The sequence below is a fragment of the Actinotignum stranguriae genome (assembly GCF_051265215.1).
Classification (GTDB): Bacteria; Actinomycetota; Actinomycetes; order Actinomycetales; family Actinomycetaceae; genus Actinotignum; species Actinotignum schaalii_C.
This window is the reverse complement of sequence record NZ_JBOZCJ010000014.1, coordinates 1-15,900: the sequence shown is the minus strand read 5'-3', so window position 1 is coordinate 15,900 and position 15,900 is coordinate 1. Positions and strand designations below refer to the sequence as shown.

The following is a 15,900-nucleotide window of genomic DNA, read 5'->3' as shown; positions in this document are numbered from 1 at the left end:
GTATTCTAGGGCCATGGCTACGAATCCGCGCGCTGCGCTTGACCGTCTCATCGGTGCTTTCGAGGATTTCCACCAGGCGGCTACTACCGCTGATGACCCGGAAGCTCCCGCGGTGCTGGAAGCCGCCGATAAGCTGGCGGATGCTTACACCATTTACGATGACGTCATCTTCACGAATTTTGATGTCGAAACACCGCTGGATGTTTTCGATAACGATAGTGACGATTTCTACGATGATGATGACGATTCCGGGGACTACCTCTACGACACCGATGATTACGACGATCTGGACGACGATGATGACGATTCGGACGTTGATTACGATGACGACGAGGATGATGACGACGAGGATGATGAGGACGATTATCCCGGTCTCGATGATGAAGAGGATGAGGACTCGGCAGGGTCTCGCTCCTAAGAAATATCGTTGAGTGCCTCGATCACCAGATCGGGCAGTTCCTCACCACCCGCTAGGTTTCCCCCGAGCAGACTTGTTAATTGGCTGGCGGTACGTGCGCCCACCAGAGCTGCGCTCACCGGGGTGGCTAGGAGCCATCCCAGCGCAACTTCGGCGGGATTCCAGTTCAGCCCGTCAGCAGCTTTAGCTACTGCCTCCACGATCCGGCGCGGCCTTTCAGCCAAATAGGGGGCGATGAAGGCAGCAAGGTGATCGGAGGCAGCCCGCGAGGTGGCGGGAATGGAGTGCCGGTATTTCCCGGTGAGCACGCCTCGCCCGAGGGCTGAGGTGGCGAGCAGCCCGATCCCCATAGCTTCACACATGGGGAGCGTGGATTTTTCTACACTCCGCTCCACAAGCGAATACTCTTCTTCTACCACGGTCAGCGGAGGCAGGTGGCGTTCGCGCAAGAGGGTGTGCATCGCCGCTACCCGCCAGGGTTCATAACCCGATACTCCGATGTAGCGAGCTTTACCGTGCGTTACCAGCCCGGCCAGGGCCATAGCAGTTTCCTCATCCGGGGTCACGCCATCGGGGCCGCCTGCCACCGCGATATCTACTGTTTCGATACCGAGCCGGGAGAGAGATGCCTCGAGGGAACGTTCAATACCGGCCCGCGATACGCTATAGGCGGGACCGCTTGGATTATCGAGGAAACCTACCCGGGTGCAGATAGCGAGCTGGGAGCGAGCGGCGGCGTCGCCAAAAAAAGAGCTAAGCAAGGAGCCGAGCAGTGCTTCTGCCGCGCCATCACCGAAAGCCGGTGACGTATCCACGAGGGTGCCGCCCGCGTCGAGGAAAGCACGCAACTGCCCGCGGGCCTCGTCCTCATCGGTATCACGACCCCACGTGAGCGTTCCCAAGCCGAGAGCGGATACAAGAAGTCCGCTGGTACCAACCGCACGATAATCCATGGCTCCACTCTAAACCACCGCACTGTACAGCGCCGCCGCGCTCTGCTGGTCGCGACGACAGTAGCGGCTATCGAGGCACGCGGCCGACAGTGCCCGGACACTTCCCCGTGCCCGCGCGCCCCGCCCGCTATGCTTAGGCCCCGTGGGTTATCTAGAAGCAGCCATTCTTGGCATTGTGCAAGCGCTTACGGAATTCTTGCCGATTTCGTCCTCGGCGCATATCCGTATTATCGGTGATCTTTTCGGCTGGGGAGATCCGGGTGCGGCTTTCACCGCGATTATTCAACTGGGCACCGAAGCAGCGGTCCTCTGCTATTTCTGGAAAGATATTGTGCGCATCATCCGGAAGTGGTTGTGTTCGTGGACCGGGCGGGTGGCACGGACGGACGCGGATGTACGGATGGGCTGGGTGGTCATTATTGGTACGCTTCCGATTGGCATTCTCGGCCTCCTTTTCGCGGATACCATCGAGACGTCGCTGCGTAATCTCTATATCACCGCGGCTGTGTTGGCGCTGTTCGCAATTTTCCTCGGGCTGGCAGATCGATGGGCGAGCCAGCGTAAAGAGCTGCGCGATATGAGCTACCGTGACGGTTTGCTTCTCGGTTTCGGGCAGGCTCTCGCGCTTATTCCGGGAGTGTCCCGTTCGGGCGGAACGATTACCACCGGGCTACTCCTCGGCTATACGCGCGAAGCTGCGGCACGGGTATCTTTCCTCATGGCGGTGCCCGCGGTGCTGCTCTCCGGTTTCTACCAGTTGGTCAAATACGCCGGAGACGCCTCGATTCCGGCCGGGCCCACGATTCTTGCCACGGTAATTTCTTTCGTTTTGGGGTACGCGGTGATCGTGTGGTTCTTGCGTTTGGTGTCCACGCGTTCGTACCTGCCATTCGTGATCTATCGTCTTGGATTGGCGGTACTCGTGGTGGTGCTGCTGGGCACCGGTACGCTTTCTGTTTTTTAACGACGACGCCGTGACGGCTCGCCTCGCACGGCTGTTCTCTGAGAGCTAGCGGCGTACTGGGTAGACTGTGCGTGGGTTCCTCGCGGGGAGGACCTGTGAAGTAGGAGACTAACGGATAACCAGATGGAGACTTGGACACGCCCGGAGGTACCACCACTGGGATTCACCCCGGACCTCAACCTTTACGATTCTGATAATGAGGACATTTGCCGGGTAGAAACGCGGCACCCTACCCTCTATACCTGCGGAATCACACCCTACGATGCCACCCACTTGGGCCATGCTTTTACTTACGTGAGCGCCGACACCCTGGTGCGGTATTGGCTGGCGGCCGGACTTCCGGTTCGCTATGCCCAAAACATCACGGATATCGACGATCCGCTTTTCGAACGCGCCGAGCAAACGCAGGTGGATTGGCGTGAACTTGCCGATTCTCAGATAGCGCTTTTCCGTTCCGATATGGATGCCCTCCGGGTTGTCCCGCCCGGTAACTGGGTTGCGGTGTCCGAGGTGCTGGACGAGGTGGAGGCGGTCGTCCGCGATTTTGAGGCTCGCGGTCTCACGTACCGACTTCCCAATGGGGATGGCTCGGAAGATATCTATGTTGATCTCACCCGCGATCCGAGTTTTGCCGCCGCGCCGGTATTTGAGTATTTGGATCTCGAGCAGATTTTTGACGAGCACGGTGGCGACTCAACTCGCCCCGGCAAACGCCGCACCCTGGACCCGCTGGTGTGGAAGGGTGTGCGTGGCAATGACTTCAGGCCCGCGGGGGAGAAGCCCGGGTTCTGGCGGCCGGGCTGGCATGTGGAATGCGCGCTGATAGCCCGTACCTACCTGGGGGAACATATCACCGTGCAGGCCGGCGGGCGTGATCTGCTGTTCCCGCACCATGAAATGAGCGAGAGTCATCTGCGGGAGATGACCGATGATCGCGGCCGGGTAGATATCCACTTCCACGTGGGTATGGTGGCCTACCAGGGTGAAAAAATGTCCAAGTCGCTGGGCAATCTGGTTCGAGTTTCGGAGTTGACCGCGGCAGGTGCGCACCCGAATGCCATTCGGCTGGTTCTTTTGGCGAATCACTATCGCTCGGATTGGGAATACGAGGCGAGTGCGCTCCGGGATGCCGAAGCACGTTTGGAATCCTGGCAGCAGGCAGCCCGTAACGCGCTTGGAAAGTCCGTGGCCGCCGAGCCGGGCGATATGCCCGCGGAGCCTGAGCTGGCTCCCACCTGCCGGGCAGTCATTGAGGCTATTTCCGATGATCTGGACACTCCGCAAGCCCTGCGCATCCTGGATGACTGGGCGGCATCCGGAGCGCCCGATGCGGGGCAGGTAGTGCGCGCGGTCGATGCCCTTCTGGGTATCCAGTTGCTTGCTGGCTAGCTAGCGACCCCAGTTCCCTGCGTGGCTAATTGCCGAATCCAGCTCCACGCTATTTAGCTATGTGCCGTGCGCATGTGCTCCACCCCCTCTGTGCTGAGCGGCGGGGGAGTTCCACCGTAGGCCGGGCAGATCTGCTGGAAATAGCACCAATCGCACAGCCGGGAGGTACGCGGTTCGAATTCCCCGGAATCCAGGCGCGCGGCGATAGCCCGCCAGGTTTCCTCCAGATCCAAGGCGATACGCCGGGTATCTTCCGGGAGCGGATCATAGGTGAGGGTGCGCCCATCTTTGAGGTAGACAAGCTGGGTACGGGCTGGGCGCTGCCCTTCCGTCAGCTCCAAAATCAGCGCATAAAAGCGCATCTGGTACAGTGCTTCGTTCTGGTAGCGCGGGTGCGGTGACTTCCCGGTTTTATAATCCACCACCCGCAAGGCGCCATCGGGAGCAGCATCGATACGATCAACGATTCCGCGTAGGGCCAAACCGGAAGGCAGGCGGGCATTGATGAACTTCTCCCGATCCCGCGGTGCCAAAAACTGCGGATTCTCCATGTGGAAATAATTGCTAATAAGAGCGCGGGCCTGCTCCAGCCACTCCGAAAGCGCATCCGCGGACTCAAAAAGATCGGCATCCTGCGGGGACTTTTCCAGGTGGGCTTCCCAGCGCGGGAGAAGGAGGGACTGAGCGTATTCTTCGGTGCGTTCTTGCTGCGGAGCGGCGTACAGGTACTCCAAAACCGAATGCACGAGAGTGCCGCGTAGCGCGGCGAGGGAAGGTGCTTCGGGCAGGCGATCAACGCTCCGGAAACGGAAGAGCAGCGGGCACTGCTTGAAATCTTTGGCACGTGATGGTGATAGTGCGGCGTGACGAGTCATGCTTCCACTTTAACAACTCGCTGCGACAGAAAAATCTATCGCAAGGACAAACTACACTGGAGGAATGACATTACGACGAGGCCCCTTCCGCCCCGGTGAACGCGTGCAACTCACCGATCCTAAAGGGCGGCATTACACCATCAATCTCACGCTTGATGGCTATTTCCAGTCCACGCGGGGCTCTTTCCGCCACAGCGAACTTATTGGACAAGAGGAAGGTAGCCTCATTACCACTGAGGAAGGCCGTGAATTCCTCGCTTTGCGCCCGCTGCTGAGCGATTACGTGCTTTCCATGCCGCGTGGGGCCACCATTGTGTACCCGAAAGATGCGGCGCAAATCATCCACGCCGCGGATATCTACCCCGGGTCGCGAGTTTTTGAAGCCGGGGTGGGTTCCGGTGCTCTCTCCATTTCTCTGCTCCAAGCGGTAGGAGCCGAAGGATTTCTTCTGAGCGCGGAACGACGCCCGGAATTCGCGGAGATTGCGCAGGCCAACCTGGTGTCCTGGTGGGGTAAGCGGCCAGATAATTGGCGGGTGGAATGCGGGGAAGCCGCTGATATTTTGGCTGATCACCCGGCCGGTTTTGATCGCGTTATTCTCGATATGCTCGCTCCCTGGGAAATCATTCCGGCGGCCGCGCAGGCTCTGGTACCCGGCGGCGTTTTCCTCTCCTACGTTGCAACCACAACGCAGCTCTCCCGCTGCGCCGAAGATCTCAAAGCCACCGGACTTTTCACCGGCCCTGAGGCCAGTGAAACCCTGGTGCGCACCTGGCACCTAGAGGGACTCGCGGTGCGCCCCGACCACCGCATGGTCGCGCATACCGGTTTCCTCATTGTGGCGCGCCGGCTAGCGGGGCCCACCCGGCTTTCTCCGGCATCCCGACCTGCTAAGGGTGCCTACGCCGAACCCATGCCCTGGGAAAACCCAGAAGCTGAACCACTTCAAGAACGCACTATTGCGGAAAAGAAACTTCGTAAGGTCCGCCGCGATCTCGCACACCGGGCGGATGTAGAAGAAAGCGGGGTCTCCACTCCGGGAGAACATTCCCGCGAGATAGCGGAGAAAATCGCGGCGGAAATCGCGCACCGCGAAGCGGAAAAGCAACGGCACGCGAAGGAATCACGGGAAGTGGCCAAGCGACGGGATGTGGAGCACGCACAGCACGTCGAGGACTAGTGACCTAACCGTGCGGGCACCCGGGATGCTATCTCCCGGGGTGGGCGGTAAGGTAGGCCTGTCCTAGAATAAAGGGACGATCAGAAAGGAAGCCATGAGCACACCGGAGTCGAGCGCGGCTCTTGCCGAAATCGCGTCCTTGCGTGAGAAAAATGAACGGCTCTCCACCTCGCTGGTCGCCGCCCGCAAACGCATCCAGGAATTGGGGGAGAAACTCGATTCCCTCTCCCGGCCTCCGGCTACCTTCGCCACCTTTATTCGTGGGCATTCCTCCGATCATTCCATTGATGCCCTCGTGGGCGGCCGGAAAATGAATGTGGCCGTGTCCCCGTATGTTGCTTTGGAACAATTGCGCCCCGGCCAAGAAGTACGCCTCAATGAAGAACTCGTAGTGGTCGGCATCGGAGGCTACGAAAATATCGGGCAACTCGTTGCTGTTGAACTCGTGCTGGACCCCCAGCGGGTACTCGTGCGGGTGCACGCGGATGAAACAAAAGTGCTGCGCATCGGCGGGAAGCTTTCGGCTGCGCAACTGCGGGTCGGGGATACCTGCATGGCGGATCTAAAAACCGGATTTCTGGTAGAAAAAGTGGAACGCCCGGATGTTGAGCACCTCTTACTCGAAGAAGTCCCGGATGTTTCCTACGCGGATATTGGTGGCTTGGATGCTCAGATTGAGGAAATTCGCGACAGTATCGAATTGCCTTTCCAGCAACCCGACCTCTATCGGGAGCACGGCCTGCGCCCACCCAAGGGAATTTTGCTGTACGGGCCTCCGGGAACCGGGAAAACCATGATCGCGAAAGCGGTGGCCACCTCTCTCGCGGAGAATGCTGCGCGTGCCCAAGGAGTGGCGAAAGCCTCCTCGTACTTCCTCAATATCAAGGGCCCGCAGCTCCTCGATAAATACGTGGGGGAAACCGAACGCCAGATCCGCGAAATCTTTTCGCGGGCCCGCGATCGGGCCTCCTCGGGTATTCCCGTTGTTATTTTCTTCGACGAAATGGAAGCCCTGTTCCGCACCCGCGGTTCCGGGATTTCTTCCGATGTGGAAACAACCGTGGTACCCCAGCTGCTGGCCGAAATTGACGGGGTGGAACAACTCTCCAACGTTATCGTTATTGGCGCCTCCAACCGGGAAGATATGATCGACCCGGCTATTTTGCGGCCCGGCCGGCTCGACGTGAAAATCCGGGTAGAACGCCCCGATTACGCGGGGAGTGTGGATATTCTCTCCAAGTACCTCACGCCTGATCTGCCCTATACACCAGCCGATGTGGAGGCCTACGGTGGTGGGGCGGGAGCCGCCGCACATCTGGCCCGCCTCATCGCGGATAAGGTTTTCGAGGCATCACCGGAGAACCGCTTCGTGGATGTCACCTATGCATCGGGTCGGAAAGAAACTCTCTATCTTGCCGATTTTGTTTCCGGGGCCCTCCTGGCCGGCATCGTTGATCGCGCGAAAAAGGCAGCTATCAAAACGTATTTGACAACCGGGGCGCGCGGAATTACCGCGCAGCACGCTATCGCCGCCGTGCATGCCGAAGCCCGTGATAGCTCGGAACTGGACCAGATCTCCAACCCGGATGAATGGGCCAAAGTCAACGGTAAAAACCGCGGGGAGCGGATCGTGGCGGTGCGGCCACGCCAGAGTGATCAGGCACGCCAGGCACGTGCGTCCGGCCATGCCCAACCAAGTGTGCCGCCCGCGCAGAACACAACAGGGGAGGAACCACGGTGACAGCACGTCGAGTCATCGGCCTGGAAACAGAATTCGGGATTATGGAACCCGCTGATCTGCGGGCAAATCCTGTGGTGCTCTCGGCTGATTTTGTAGAAACCTACGGGCATGCCGGGGAAGGGGCCGGCACGCACGGCCCGGTGGCCTGGGATTACACCGGAGAAGATCCCCTCAATGACGCCCGCGGTTTCCGGATGAGCCGGGAGGAGGCGGACCCTTCTCAGCTCACCGATGATCCTGAAAATCCTGCCCCGCCAGCTGGCGTCGTCGTCGCACCTCTAACGGAAGATGAGGCAGAACTGCGCCGCCCGCGCGCCGCGAACGCGGTTCTTACTAACGGCGGGCGTCTCTACGTGGATCATGCCCACCCGGAATATTCTTCGCCGGAAACCTCCACCCCGCGCGAAGCCGTGCTCTGGGACCGCGCCGGAGAGCTTATCGCGCGGCGTGGAATCGAGCTGTTGCGCAAAAACGGCCGCGAATTTGCCATCTACAAAAACAACGTGGACGGAAAAGGAGCGGCGTACGGCTCCCACGAAAACTACCTGGTTGATCGCTCCCTGCCCTTCACGGAGATCATCCGCTACCTCATTCCTTTTTTCGTGACCCGGCCGATTCTGTGCGGCACCGGCCGCGTGGGGCTCGGCCCGCGCTCGGAACAGCCCGGATTCCAAATTTCACAACGCGCCGATTACGTGGAAAATGACATCGGGTTGGAAACTACTTTCAACCGGCCCATTATCAATACCCGCGATGAACCCCACGCGGCGGCGCAACGCTTCCGGCGCCTTCACGTCATCGGGGGAGATGCCAACCAATTTGACGTGTCTATCCTGCTCAAGGTGGGGACCACCTCGCTGGTGCTGTGGATGCTAGAACGTGACGCTGTGCCTCTCGGGCTGGAATCGGTCATCATGGATAATCCCGTGCCGCTCACGTGGACGGTATCCCAAGATCCCACTCTCTCCACCAAACTCGAAGTGCACGAAGGCGAACCGCGCACCGCGCTGGAGATTCAACAGATATACCTCGATGCGGTGCGCGATGCGCTGGCCGAACACGGTGAGGTGGACGCGGATACCGCCGAGATCCTCGAGCGGTGGCAAAATGTTCTTGATCTGCTGTCCCGTGATATTTTTTCCGCCGCATCCCAGGTGGAATGGGTAGCGAAATACCAGGTTCTCAACGAATTACGTGAACGCGGTGGGGGAAGCTGGGATTCGGATAAGCTGCGCGCCCTCGATGTGCAATGGCATGATGTGCGCCCCGAACGCTCCATCGTAGCGAAACTACGGGCCGCGGGGCGGGTAGAGGAGCTGTTCTCGGAGGCGGAGATAGCCAAGGCTACCCGGCAGGCCCCGGGCTCCACCCGCGCCTACCTACGCGGGCAGCTCATTTCCCGCTTTTCCGATCAGGTGGCCGCGGCCAGCTGGTCAAGCGTGCTGCTACGCGATAGCGCCGGCCAGCTTCATCGTCTCAACTTGCCCGATCCGAATGCCGCGAACGAAGCAAGGCTGGGAGCTACCCTGACCGCCGCACACACGATAGACGATGTTATTGCCGCGCTCACCGCGGCGGGTTCCTAGGGGACACCTTGCCGACGCGTCCGGTCCGGCATTCTGCCTCGGCCGCAAACTCGGCCGGCAGCATCCGGACACCCGTGAACATCACTACCAGAGAAGAGGAAGGAAGAAATGTCCAGTCAAGAATTCCTGCAGCCCCAACGCCGGCAGGAAGAACATACCGAAGTGGACGCCCCGCAGGCGCAAAATCAAGATTTTGGTATCGATGCGCTGCTCGACGATATTGACGCCGTGCTAGAAAGCAACGCGTCCTCCTTCGTACAGGGCTTCGTACAGAAAGGCGGACAGTGATACCCCGTCGCGTTATGGGCATTGAGACCGAGTACGGGATTACCTGCGCGGCGCAACGCGGCACACGCCCACCGCTGGATGCCGAAGAATCCGCGCAGCGGCTATTCGCGCCGGTACTGGCCCTGCATCGGTCAACGAACACCTTCCTAGAAAACGGGTCACGCCTCTACCTGGACGTGGGTGCCCACCCGGAATACGCCACCGCTGAATGCGATAATATCGACGACCTCCTCGCCCACGACCGCGCCGGAGAACTCATTTTTGCGCGACTTGCGAAAGGCGCCAATGAAAAATTACAGGACGACGGCGTACCTGGGGCCATCCACCTCCTGAAAAACAATGTTGATTCAGAAGGGCACTCTTTCGGGTGCCACGAAAACTACATGGTGCACCGGCGCCCTGACTACCGCCAGCGCATTGCCAGGCTCATCCCCTTCTTCGTGACCAGGCAGATCGTAGCGGGAGCCGGTAGCCTGCACCGCGGGGAAGACGGGCAGGTACGCTACGAATTTTCCCAACGCTCCCACCAAATGTGGGAGGCTATCTCTTCGGCATCCACGCGGTCCCGGCCCATGATCAATACCCGCGATGAACCCCACGCTGATGCGGAACTCTACCGGCGCATGCATGTTATCGTGGGGGATTCCAATATTTCCCAGGCAACAACCGGCCTCAAAGTCGCGGCCACCGAAGCTCTCCTTACCCTCGTGGAAGAAGGCGCAATCCTTCCGGACCTGGAACTCGCCGACCCCATGCACGCTATCCGGATCACGGGCGCGGACCTATCGGGGCGAGCTAATTTGGAACTGGCCAGCGGCGGATTGACCGATCCGATTTCAGTACAGCGGCGAATGTATGAAGCCGCGATGAACCACCTGGATCGGAAAGGATACCTAGCGGAGCTCGATCCCACCCGGCGCTATCTCCTCGAGCTGTGGGAGCGCGCCATTGACGCGGTGGAACGCCGTGATCCGAGCGCTATTGCCACCGAAATCGACTGGGCTGCCAAACTCGCCCTCCTCACCCGCTACCGGGAACGCACCGGGGCGAAACTCTGCGATACCCGCGTGGCACGCCTGGATTTGGCATATCACGATATTACCGAAGGAGGTCTGCGCGACCGGATGGAAGAATCCGGGCTTCTGCGCCGGGTTATCGCGCCCGCACGCGCCACCGCAGCGATGACGACCCCGCCGCACACCACCCGGGCCGCACTGCGGGGGCGTTTCCTGGCCGCTGCACGGCAAGCCCGGCGCGATGTGGCGGTGGACTGGTCCACCCTGCGCCTCATGGAGGCCAATGGGAATTCCAGTGCGGTCCTCAACGACCCACTCGCCACTGAAAACCCCGAGGTCGAGGCGCTTATCGAGGAGATCACCGCGTGAACTACCCCGTGCGATACCGAGCTATCTTGGCGGGCCTCGCGGTGGCCGCTACCGCGCTAGCGGGCTGTAGCGGCCACCGCGAGCCCGGCACCCCCGGAAGCGTGGATGTTACAGGTGCTTTCGGAGCTCCCGTGACCATCTCCGTGAGTGGAAATCTCCATGTTGACGGAGTGCGCCATGATGTCCTCATCCCGGGAGACGGGGTGGAACTGGCCGAAGGCAGCCCGGTCCTCGCTCGCATTACCTCCTTCGACTCGCGTACCGAAGCTCCGGTTGAAGGCTTTGCCACCGGCGGGATCACTCTCGCCACCGTGAGCCAAGCCGGAGTGGGGGAACTTGCCCCCTACATCAGCGGGCAGCGGGAAGGCAGCCGCCTGCTCATCCAGCGAGAAGAATTAGTTGCCGGAGATCCCGGTGCGATAGAAATCGTCATTGTCGATATTCTCTACACAAATGCACGCGGGGAGTCAGCGCCTCCACCGGCCACGCCGCCGGCCGGAATGCCGGGGCTAGCAAGCGGCGAAGGCGTGGCACCCGTGCTGACCGGGGGTGGCGGGCCCATTCCGGAATTCGCGGTGGTGCCGCTCGTGCTCGGGCGCGGTGAGCAGGTAGCCGCCTCGGACGAACTTGTGCTCAACTACTTCCTCGTGGATCCGAATGGGCAAACGGTTGATTCCAGCTGGACATCGGGGCCGGTGCGCGCGGCTATGGGCGATCTCATGGATGGAATGCGCAAAGGTTTAGTTGATCAGCGGGTAGGTTCGCGTGTCATGATTCTTATTCCAGCCAGCCAAGCCCGCGGAGATACCGACCTCGTTGCCATTGTTGATATTTTGGCCACGGGCCGGGCCCTCACCCAGATTCGTGCCGGGGCTGCCTAAGAGCCGCGTATCTGCACGTGTAGCTGCCCCGCATCCCAGCGCACCACCGCGTGTGCCAGGGCCGGGGCATCTCTTGTTGTGAGCAACGCACGCTCCTGGGTGGCCCACATATCCCACCAGCCACTCGGATCACCTTCGCGCTCCCGTACCCGAGCCAGCCGGAGAGAATCCTCACATTCCATCCAGATTGTTGCCGTGCATAGCGGGGCACAGGCCGCGGAAGCCGCCCCGCAACCTTCCAGCAGCAGCACCTCGGTGAACTGATCAGCCGGCACCGTTACCGGAGCATCGTAGCAGCTCATATACCAATTCCACGGTGTCACCCGCACGCTTTCCCCACTCAGAAAAGGCCCCAGAATCTCCCGGGCTACCCGCTCCACGCCACGGGCCAAGCCGTCCCATCCGGGTACGAAACGTTCCACCTCAAGAATCTCGACCGCCAGCCCGCTCTCCCGTAGTCGCGCCGCGAGGGCCCGCGATAGCTGGGTTTTCCCCGCCCCGCTGCGTCCGTCAATGGCGTAGATCCGCCTACCGTTCCCGCGAATCACCAGGGCTGCAAGGAGATCCAGGCCGTCCGCACCTTCTTTCATTGCTCCCGCCTATTCCTGCGTCATTTTTGTCATCCCGTGCGGGTACTCTATGTCATAACCGGCACGCGGAGCGAAGCTCACCGAGAGCGGGAGGCACAGTGGCATGGTTTATTGATGAGGTAGCACAGCGGGTGCGGGCCGCAGCTCGGCAGGTCCCGGACCAGGAGCGTGATGCGCTGCGGCGCGCCGTCCAGGCAGCTCCTGCACCGCGCGAGTTCTACCGTGCGCTCACGCCCAGTCCGCAGCGTCCCATCGGTGTTATCGGGGAAATCCGCAGCCTGGACGGAAACCCTGCCCCCGCCCCGGAATATATCGAAGCCTTTACGGAAGCGTTGAGCGGCGGGGGAGCGGCTGCTATCTCCGTGACCGCACCGGTTATCCCCGGAGGGCTTGGCCTGCCGGCGCTGCGCCGCGCCCGCGCCATCGGAGTGGGCCCGCTTCTCTACCGCGATGTCACTGTCTCCGCCGTGCAGCTTTTGCGGGCGCGCGCGGCGGGCGCGGATGCTGTGTCGCTTACCCCGCGCATCCTCTCCGATGTGGAACTCGAGGCACTGGTGGAACGCGCGCGATCCCTCGGCATGGAACCCTGCCTGGAAGTGGAATCCGAAAGTGACATAACTCGTGCGATTGGCTGCGCGGCGCGCGTCGTCGTCGCAGATTCGCGTTCCGTCACAGATTATCCGCAGCTTTTCGAGCAGTTGCCCTACACCTGCGTGCGGGTGGTGCGGCGCGGGGTGCGTAGTCCCCGAGATGTTTTCACCGCGGCGCGGCACGGTGCGGGGTGCGTTATCGTAGGGCGGGCCCTCCTCGAAACCGATGATCCGGTCGGGCTTGTGGCTCGCATGGCAACCGCGGGGCGGCATCCGGCCGCGCTGCTCATGGCCGAACGCATCGCGCACGTGAGCGACCATGCCGTTGACGCGACCGAATATACCGCCCAGGCACCCGGGCTCGGGCATCCGCCCCATGCCCACGCACAAGAAGGGACACGATGATACCAACAGCTATTCCGGCTCCCGAGCACTCCGAATGGGTGCTTTTCGAGACCTCCGCATTTTCCCTCTCTATCAAGTTCTACGCGATTGCTATCGTCATTGGGATTATCGTCGCGTATGCCCTGACGGAGCGGCGCTACGTTGCGAAGGGCGCGACCCGCGACGTCACGCTTTCCATCGCGCTATGGGCGGTTATTTTCGGGATTATCGGCGGGCGGCTCTACCACGTGATCACTGATTACCAGCTGTATTTCGGCCCGGGCCGTGATCCGTGGCGAGTCTTTGACCTGCGTGGCGGCGGCCTGGGCATCTGGGGTGCAGTTGCGCTGGGCGGCGTAGGTGCCTGGATCGGGTGCCGCCGCAACGGCGTCCGGCTCCTGCCTTTCGCGGATGCTCTTGCCCCGGGGCTTCTCATCGCCCAGGCCATCGGCCGCCTGGGTAACTACTTCAACCAAGAACTTTTTGGCGGCCCCACCGCACTACCGTGGGGTTTGGAAGTCGATGCCGCACACCGCCCGGCCGGTTTCCCACCCGACCAGCTCTTCCACCCCACCTTCCTCTATGAATCCCTGTGGTGCCTAGGTGGCGCCGTCGTACTCCTTCTCCTGGAAAAACGCTTCCACCTTGTGGCCGGGCAGCTTTTTGCCGCATATGTTATCGCTTACACTCTCGGCAGAGTGTGGATTGAAAACCTGCGTATCGATCCGGCGCACCTCGTTGCTGGTCTGCGTCTCAACGTTTGGACATCGCTTCTCGTTTTGCTCGGCGGGATCATCGCCCTCTTTATCCTGCGACGCGCCTACCTGCGTGATTCTTCTCGCGATCACGTGTGGTTGCGGGCCCGCCCCGAGCCGGAAACTGAGGGAACTGACATGTCGCAGAACGACGCCGCAGCGGGCGCAGCCGCCGCTGTGCATGAAAAAATGGAAACTCCCGGGATTGCAAGTAAAAACGATTCCGCCACCGCGGCAAAGGAATCCGAATAGGGCGTGGGTAACCGCTCAGTGAACGGGTGAAGCCGCTGCCCGAACCGTGCGCTAGCGTAAAGATGAGCTCCGGGAGCGGGGCTCATAACGGTGCATATTTACCAGGACGAGTGCCTTGAGTCCCGATGGGGAAACAGGGCACTCGGGTAAGATAGGAAACATGCGTAGAGCTAGAATTGTGTGTACGTTGGGTCCTGCTACGGATACCTACGATCAAATCCTTGAACTTGTTAAAGCCGGCATGAACGTGGCGCGTATTAACGCCTCCCACGGTTCGCATGAAGAACACGAAAAGCGCATTGATAATGTGCGCGCCGCCGCGAAGGAACTGGGTATCCCGGTTGCGGTACTCGTTGATTTGCAGGGCCCGAAGATCCGTCTCGGCCGTTTTGCCGAAGGCCCGGTTCAGCTGAACGTGGGCGATACCTTCACCATCACCACCCGCGATATCCCCGGCACGAAGGATATCTGCTCCACCACTTTCAAGGGCTTGGCGGGCGATTGCAACCCCGGCGATGTGCTCTTGATCGACGATGGCAAGGTCTCCGTGCGTGTCGTGGAAGTTGTGGACGGAACTGACGTGGTCACCCGCGTGGAAGTCCCCGGTCCCGTGTCCAATAACAAGGGTATTAATCTTCCCGGTGTGGCGGTGTCCGTTCCTGCCATGTCCGAAAAGGATGAAGAGGATCTGCGTTGGGGTCTCAACTACGGTGCGGATCTTATCGCGCTTTCCTTCGTGCGTGATGCCAAGGATATTGACGATGTCCACCGCATCATGGACGAAGAGGGCATCCACCTGCCCGTTATCGCCAAGATCGAAAAGCCGCAGGCCGTGGCCAACCTGGATGACATCGTCCAGGCCTTCGACGGCATTATGGTTGCCCGCGGTGACCTCGGCGTGGAACTGCCCCTCGAGCAGGTTCCGCTGGTGCAGAAGGAAGCCATTTCGCTGGCCCGCAAGCGTGCCAAGCCGGTTATTCTGGCCACCCAGGTTCTCGAATCCATGATCCAGAACCCGCGGCCCACCCGCGCTGAGGCTTCTGACTGCGCCAATGCCATTCTGGACGGTGCGGATGCCGTTATGCTTTCCGGGGAAACCTCGGTGGGTCTCTACCCGATTGAGTGCGTGAAGACCATGGCCTCCATCGTTTCCTACACGGAGGAACACGGCCTGGAGCAGATCCCGCAGCTCTCTTCTCTGCATCGCACCCGCAACGGTGTTCTCACCCGCTCCGCTCTGGACATCGGTGAAGCCCTGGGTGTCAAGGCAGTTGTGGTCTTCACGGAAACCGGGCATACCGCCCGCCGCGTGGCACGCAACCGCTCCCGCCTGCCGATCATCAACTTCACTCCTTCGGAGAAGGTCCGCAACCAGCTTGCCGTGCTGTGGGGCAGTGAAACCTATACGGTGGATCATTCGGCTGCCACCACGGACGAAATGGTGCAGCAGGTGGAAGACCGTCTTCTCGAACTGGGCCGCGCCCAGGTCGGTGACCGCGTGGTGATCGTGGCCGGTATGCCCTCGGGTGTGGCCGGCTCCACCAACACCCTGCGTGTTCACAAGATCGGTGAAGAAACGGGCGTTGCCTAAAACTCGCGAACCGTGCTGGGCGCGCCGGATGCGTGCGTAGCACAGCACAGGTGAGCGGGTGCCCGCCGGGATAAGCCC

General features: G+C 60.8%; 15 protein-coding genes. 12 read left to right on the top strand and 3 right to left on the bottom strand.

Annotation, left to right across the window (positions count from 1 at the left end; genetic code table 11):
- Positions 1–13 precede the first annotated feature (13 nt).
- Entirely contained in the window at positions 14–418 is a 405-nt protein-coding gene (locus ACRQEG_RS05935; RefSeq protein ID WP_320757186.1) for a hypothetical protein, read from the top strand.
- Here ACRQEG_RS05935 and ACRQEG_RS05930 read toward each other — a convergent pair.
- Entirely contained in the window at positions 415–1,371 is a 957-nt protein-coding gene (locus tag ACRQEG_RS05930) for an aldo/keto reductase (protein ID WP_320757185.1), read from the bottom strand. The genes ACRQEG_RS05935 and ACRQEG_RS05930 overlap by 4 nt on opposite strands.
- Before the next feature lie 142 nt (positions 1,372–1,513).
- Between ACRQEG_RS05930 and ACRQEG_RS05925 the strand changes: the two genes are divergently transcribed.
- Both ACRQEG_RS05925 and ACRQEG_RS05920 read left to right on the top strand, forming a co-directional pair.
- Complete coding sequence (locus tag ACRQEG_RS05925; RefSeq protein ID WP_016442730.1) at positions 1,514–2,335, top strand: undecaprenyl-diphosphate phosphatase; 822 nt, start codon at positions 1,514–1,516, stop codon at positions 2,333–2,335.
- A 123-nt stretch (positions 2,336–2,458) separates the two neighbouring features.
- A complete protein-coding gene (locus tag ACRQEG_RS05920; protein ID WP_320757184.1) occupies positions 2,459–3,724 on the top strand; it encodes a hypothetical protein in 1,266 nt (421 codons plus the stop codon).
- Positions 3,725–3,777: 53 nt separating this feature from the next.
- Here ACRQEG_RS05920 and ACRQEG_RS05915 read toward each other — a convergent pair whose 3' ends face one another.
- Positions 3,778–4,599 carry a RecB family exonuclease gene (locus ACRQEG_RS05915; protein ID WP_320757183.1) on the bottom strand — a complete coding sequence of 274 codons (822 nt, stop codon included), beginning with the start codon at positions 4,597–4,599 and terminating at the stop codon, positions 3,778–3,780.
- Between the two features lie 64 nt (positions 4,600–4,663).
- Here ACRQEG_RS05915 and ACRQEG_RS05910 point away from each other — a divergent pair, with 64 nt between their 5' ends.
- From ACRQEG_RS05910 to ACRQEG_RS05885, 6 genes are all read left to right on the top strand, one after another.
- Entirely contained in the window at positions 4,664–5,779 is a 1,116-nt protein-coding gene (locus ACRQEG_RS05910; RefSeq protein ID WP_320757182.1) for a tRNA (adenine-N1)-methyltransferase, read from the top strand.
- Between the two features lie 94 nt (positions 5,780–5,873).
- Positions 5,874–7,520 carry a proteasome ATPase gene (arc, locus tag ACRQEG_RS05905; RefSeq protein ID WP_320757181.1) on the top strand — a complete coding sequence of 549 codons (1,647 nt, stop codon included), beginning with the start codon at positions 5,874–5,876 and terminating at the stop codon, positions 7,518–7,520.
- Complete coding sequence (gene dop / locus ACRQEG_RS05900; RefSeq protein WP_320757180.1) at positions 7,517–9,106, top strand: depupylase/deamidase Dop; 1,590 nt, start codon at positions 7,517–7,519, stop codon at positions 9,104–9,106. Before arc ends, dop begins: the two co-directional genes overlap by 4 nt.
- A 108-nt stretch (positions 9,107–9,214) precedes the next feature.
- On the top strand, positions 9,215–9,394 hold the full coding sequence (locus tag ACRQEG_RS05895) for a ubiquitin-like protein Pup (RefSeq protein WP_320757179.1): 180 nt from the start codon (positions 9,215–9,217) through the stop codon (positions 9,392–9,394).
- 14 nt (positions 9,395–9,408) lie between these two features.
- On the top strand, positions 9,409–10,779 hold the full coding sequence (pafA, locus tag ACRQEG_RS05890; RefSeq protein ID WP_435733816.1) for a Pup--protein ligase: 1,371 nt from the start codon (positions 9,409–9,411) through the stop codon (positions 10,777–10,779).
- Entirely contained in the window at positions 10,776–11,660 is an 885-nt protein-coding gene (locus ACRQEG_RS05885; RefSeq protein WP_274736534.1) for an FKBP-type peptidyl-prolyl cis-trans isomerase, read from the top strand. The genes pafA and ACRQEG_RS05885 overlap by 4 nt, the downstream gene beginning before the upstream one ends.
- Here the strand turns inward: ACRQEG_RS05885 and ACRQEG_RS05880 are convergent.
- Complete coding sequence (locus ACRQEG_RS05880) at positions 11,657–12,250, bottom strand: nucleoside/nucleotide kinase family protein (RefSeq protein WP_274734411.1); 594 nt, start codon at positions 12,248–12,250, stop codon at positions 11,657–11,659. The two genes, ACRQEG_RS05885 and ACRQEG_RS05880, sit on opposite strands and share 4 nt — an antisense overlap.
- Positions 12,251–12,348: 98 nt before the next feature.
- Between ACRQEG_RS05880 and ACRQEG_RS05875 the strand changes: the two genes are divergently transcribed.
- The 3 genes from ACRQEG_RS05875 (at position 12,349) to pyk (ending at position 15,822) form a co-directional block, all read left to right on the top strand.
- On the top strand, positions 12,349–13,245 hold the full coding sequence (locus tag ACRQEG_RS05875; RefSeq protein ID WP_274734410.1) for a beta/alpha barrel domain-containing protein: 897 nt from the start codon (positions 12,349–12,351) through the stop codon (positions 13,243–13,245).
- Entirely contained in the window at positions 13,242–14,231 is a 990-nt protein-coding gene (lgt, locus tag ACRQEG_RS05870; protein ID WP_435733813.1) for a prolipoprotein diacylglyceryl transferase, read from the top strand. The genes ACRQEG_RS05875 and lgt overlap by 4 nt, the downstream gene beginning before the upstream one ends.
- A 160-nt stretch (positions 14,232–14,391) precedes the next feature.
- Entirely contained in the window at positions 14,392–15,822 is a 1,431-nt protein-coding gene (pyk, locus tag ACRQEG_RS05865) for a pyruvate kinase (RefSeq protein WP_039898859.1), read from the top strand.
- The last annotated feature ends 78 nt before the right edge of the window (positions 15,823–15,900 follow it).

What these genes read in the sequence shown, in the direction of transcription:
- ACRQEG_RS05935 (WP_320757186.1), top strand. Translation starts at nt 14, where the DNA reads ATGGCTACGAATCCGCGCGCTGCGCTTGACCGTCTCATCGGTGCTTTC.
- ACRQEG_RS05930 (WP_320757185.1), bottom strand. Translation starts at nt 1,371, where the DNA reads ATGGATTATCGTGCGGTTGGTACCAGCGGACTTCTTGTATCCGCTCTC.
- ACRQEG_RS05920 (WP_320757184.1), top strand. Translation starts at nt 2,459, where the DNA reads ATGGAGACTTGGACACGCCCGGAGGTACCACCACTGGGATTCACCCCG.
- ACRQEG_RS05915 (WP_320757183.1), bottom strand. Translation starts at nt 4,599, where the DNA reads ATGACTCGTCACGCCGCACTATCACCATCACGTGCCAAAGATTTCAAG.
- ACRQEG_RS05910 (WP_320757182.1), top strand. Translation starts at nt 4,664, where the DNA reads ATGACATTACGACGAGGCCCCTTCCGCCCCGGTGAACGCGTGCAACTC.
- arc (WP_320757181.1), top strand. Translation starts at nt 5,874, where the DNA reads ATGAGCACACCGGAGTCGAGCGCGGCTCTTGCCGAAATCGCGTCCTTG.
- ACRQEG_RS05895 (WP_320757179.1), top strand. Translation starts at nt 9,215, where the DNA reads ATGTCCAGTCAAGAATTCCTGCAGCCCCAACGCCGGCAGGAAGAACAT.
- pafA (WP_435733816.1), top strand. Translation starts at nt 9,409, where the DNA reads ATGGGCATTGAGACCGAGTACGGGATTACCTGCGCGGCGCAACGCGGC.
- ACRQEG_RS05880 (WP_274734411.1), bottom strand. Translation starts at nt 12,250, where the DNA reads ATGAAAGAAGGTGCGGACGGCCTGGATCTCCTTGCAGCCCTGGTGATT.
- lgt (WP_435733813.1), top strand. Translation starts at nt 13,242, where the DNA reads ATGATACCAACAGCTATTCCGGCTCCCGAGCACTCCGAATGGGTGCTT.
- pyk (WP_039898859.1), top strand. Translation starts at nt 14,392, where the DNA reads ATGCGTAGAGCTAGAATTGTGTGTACGTTGGGTCCTGCTACGGATACC.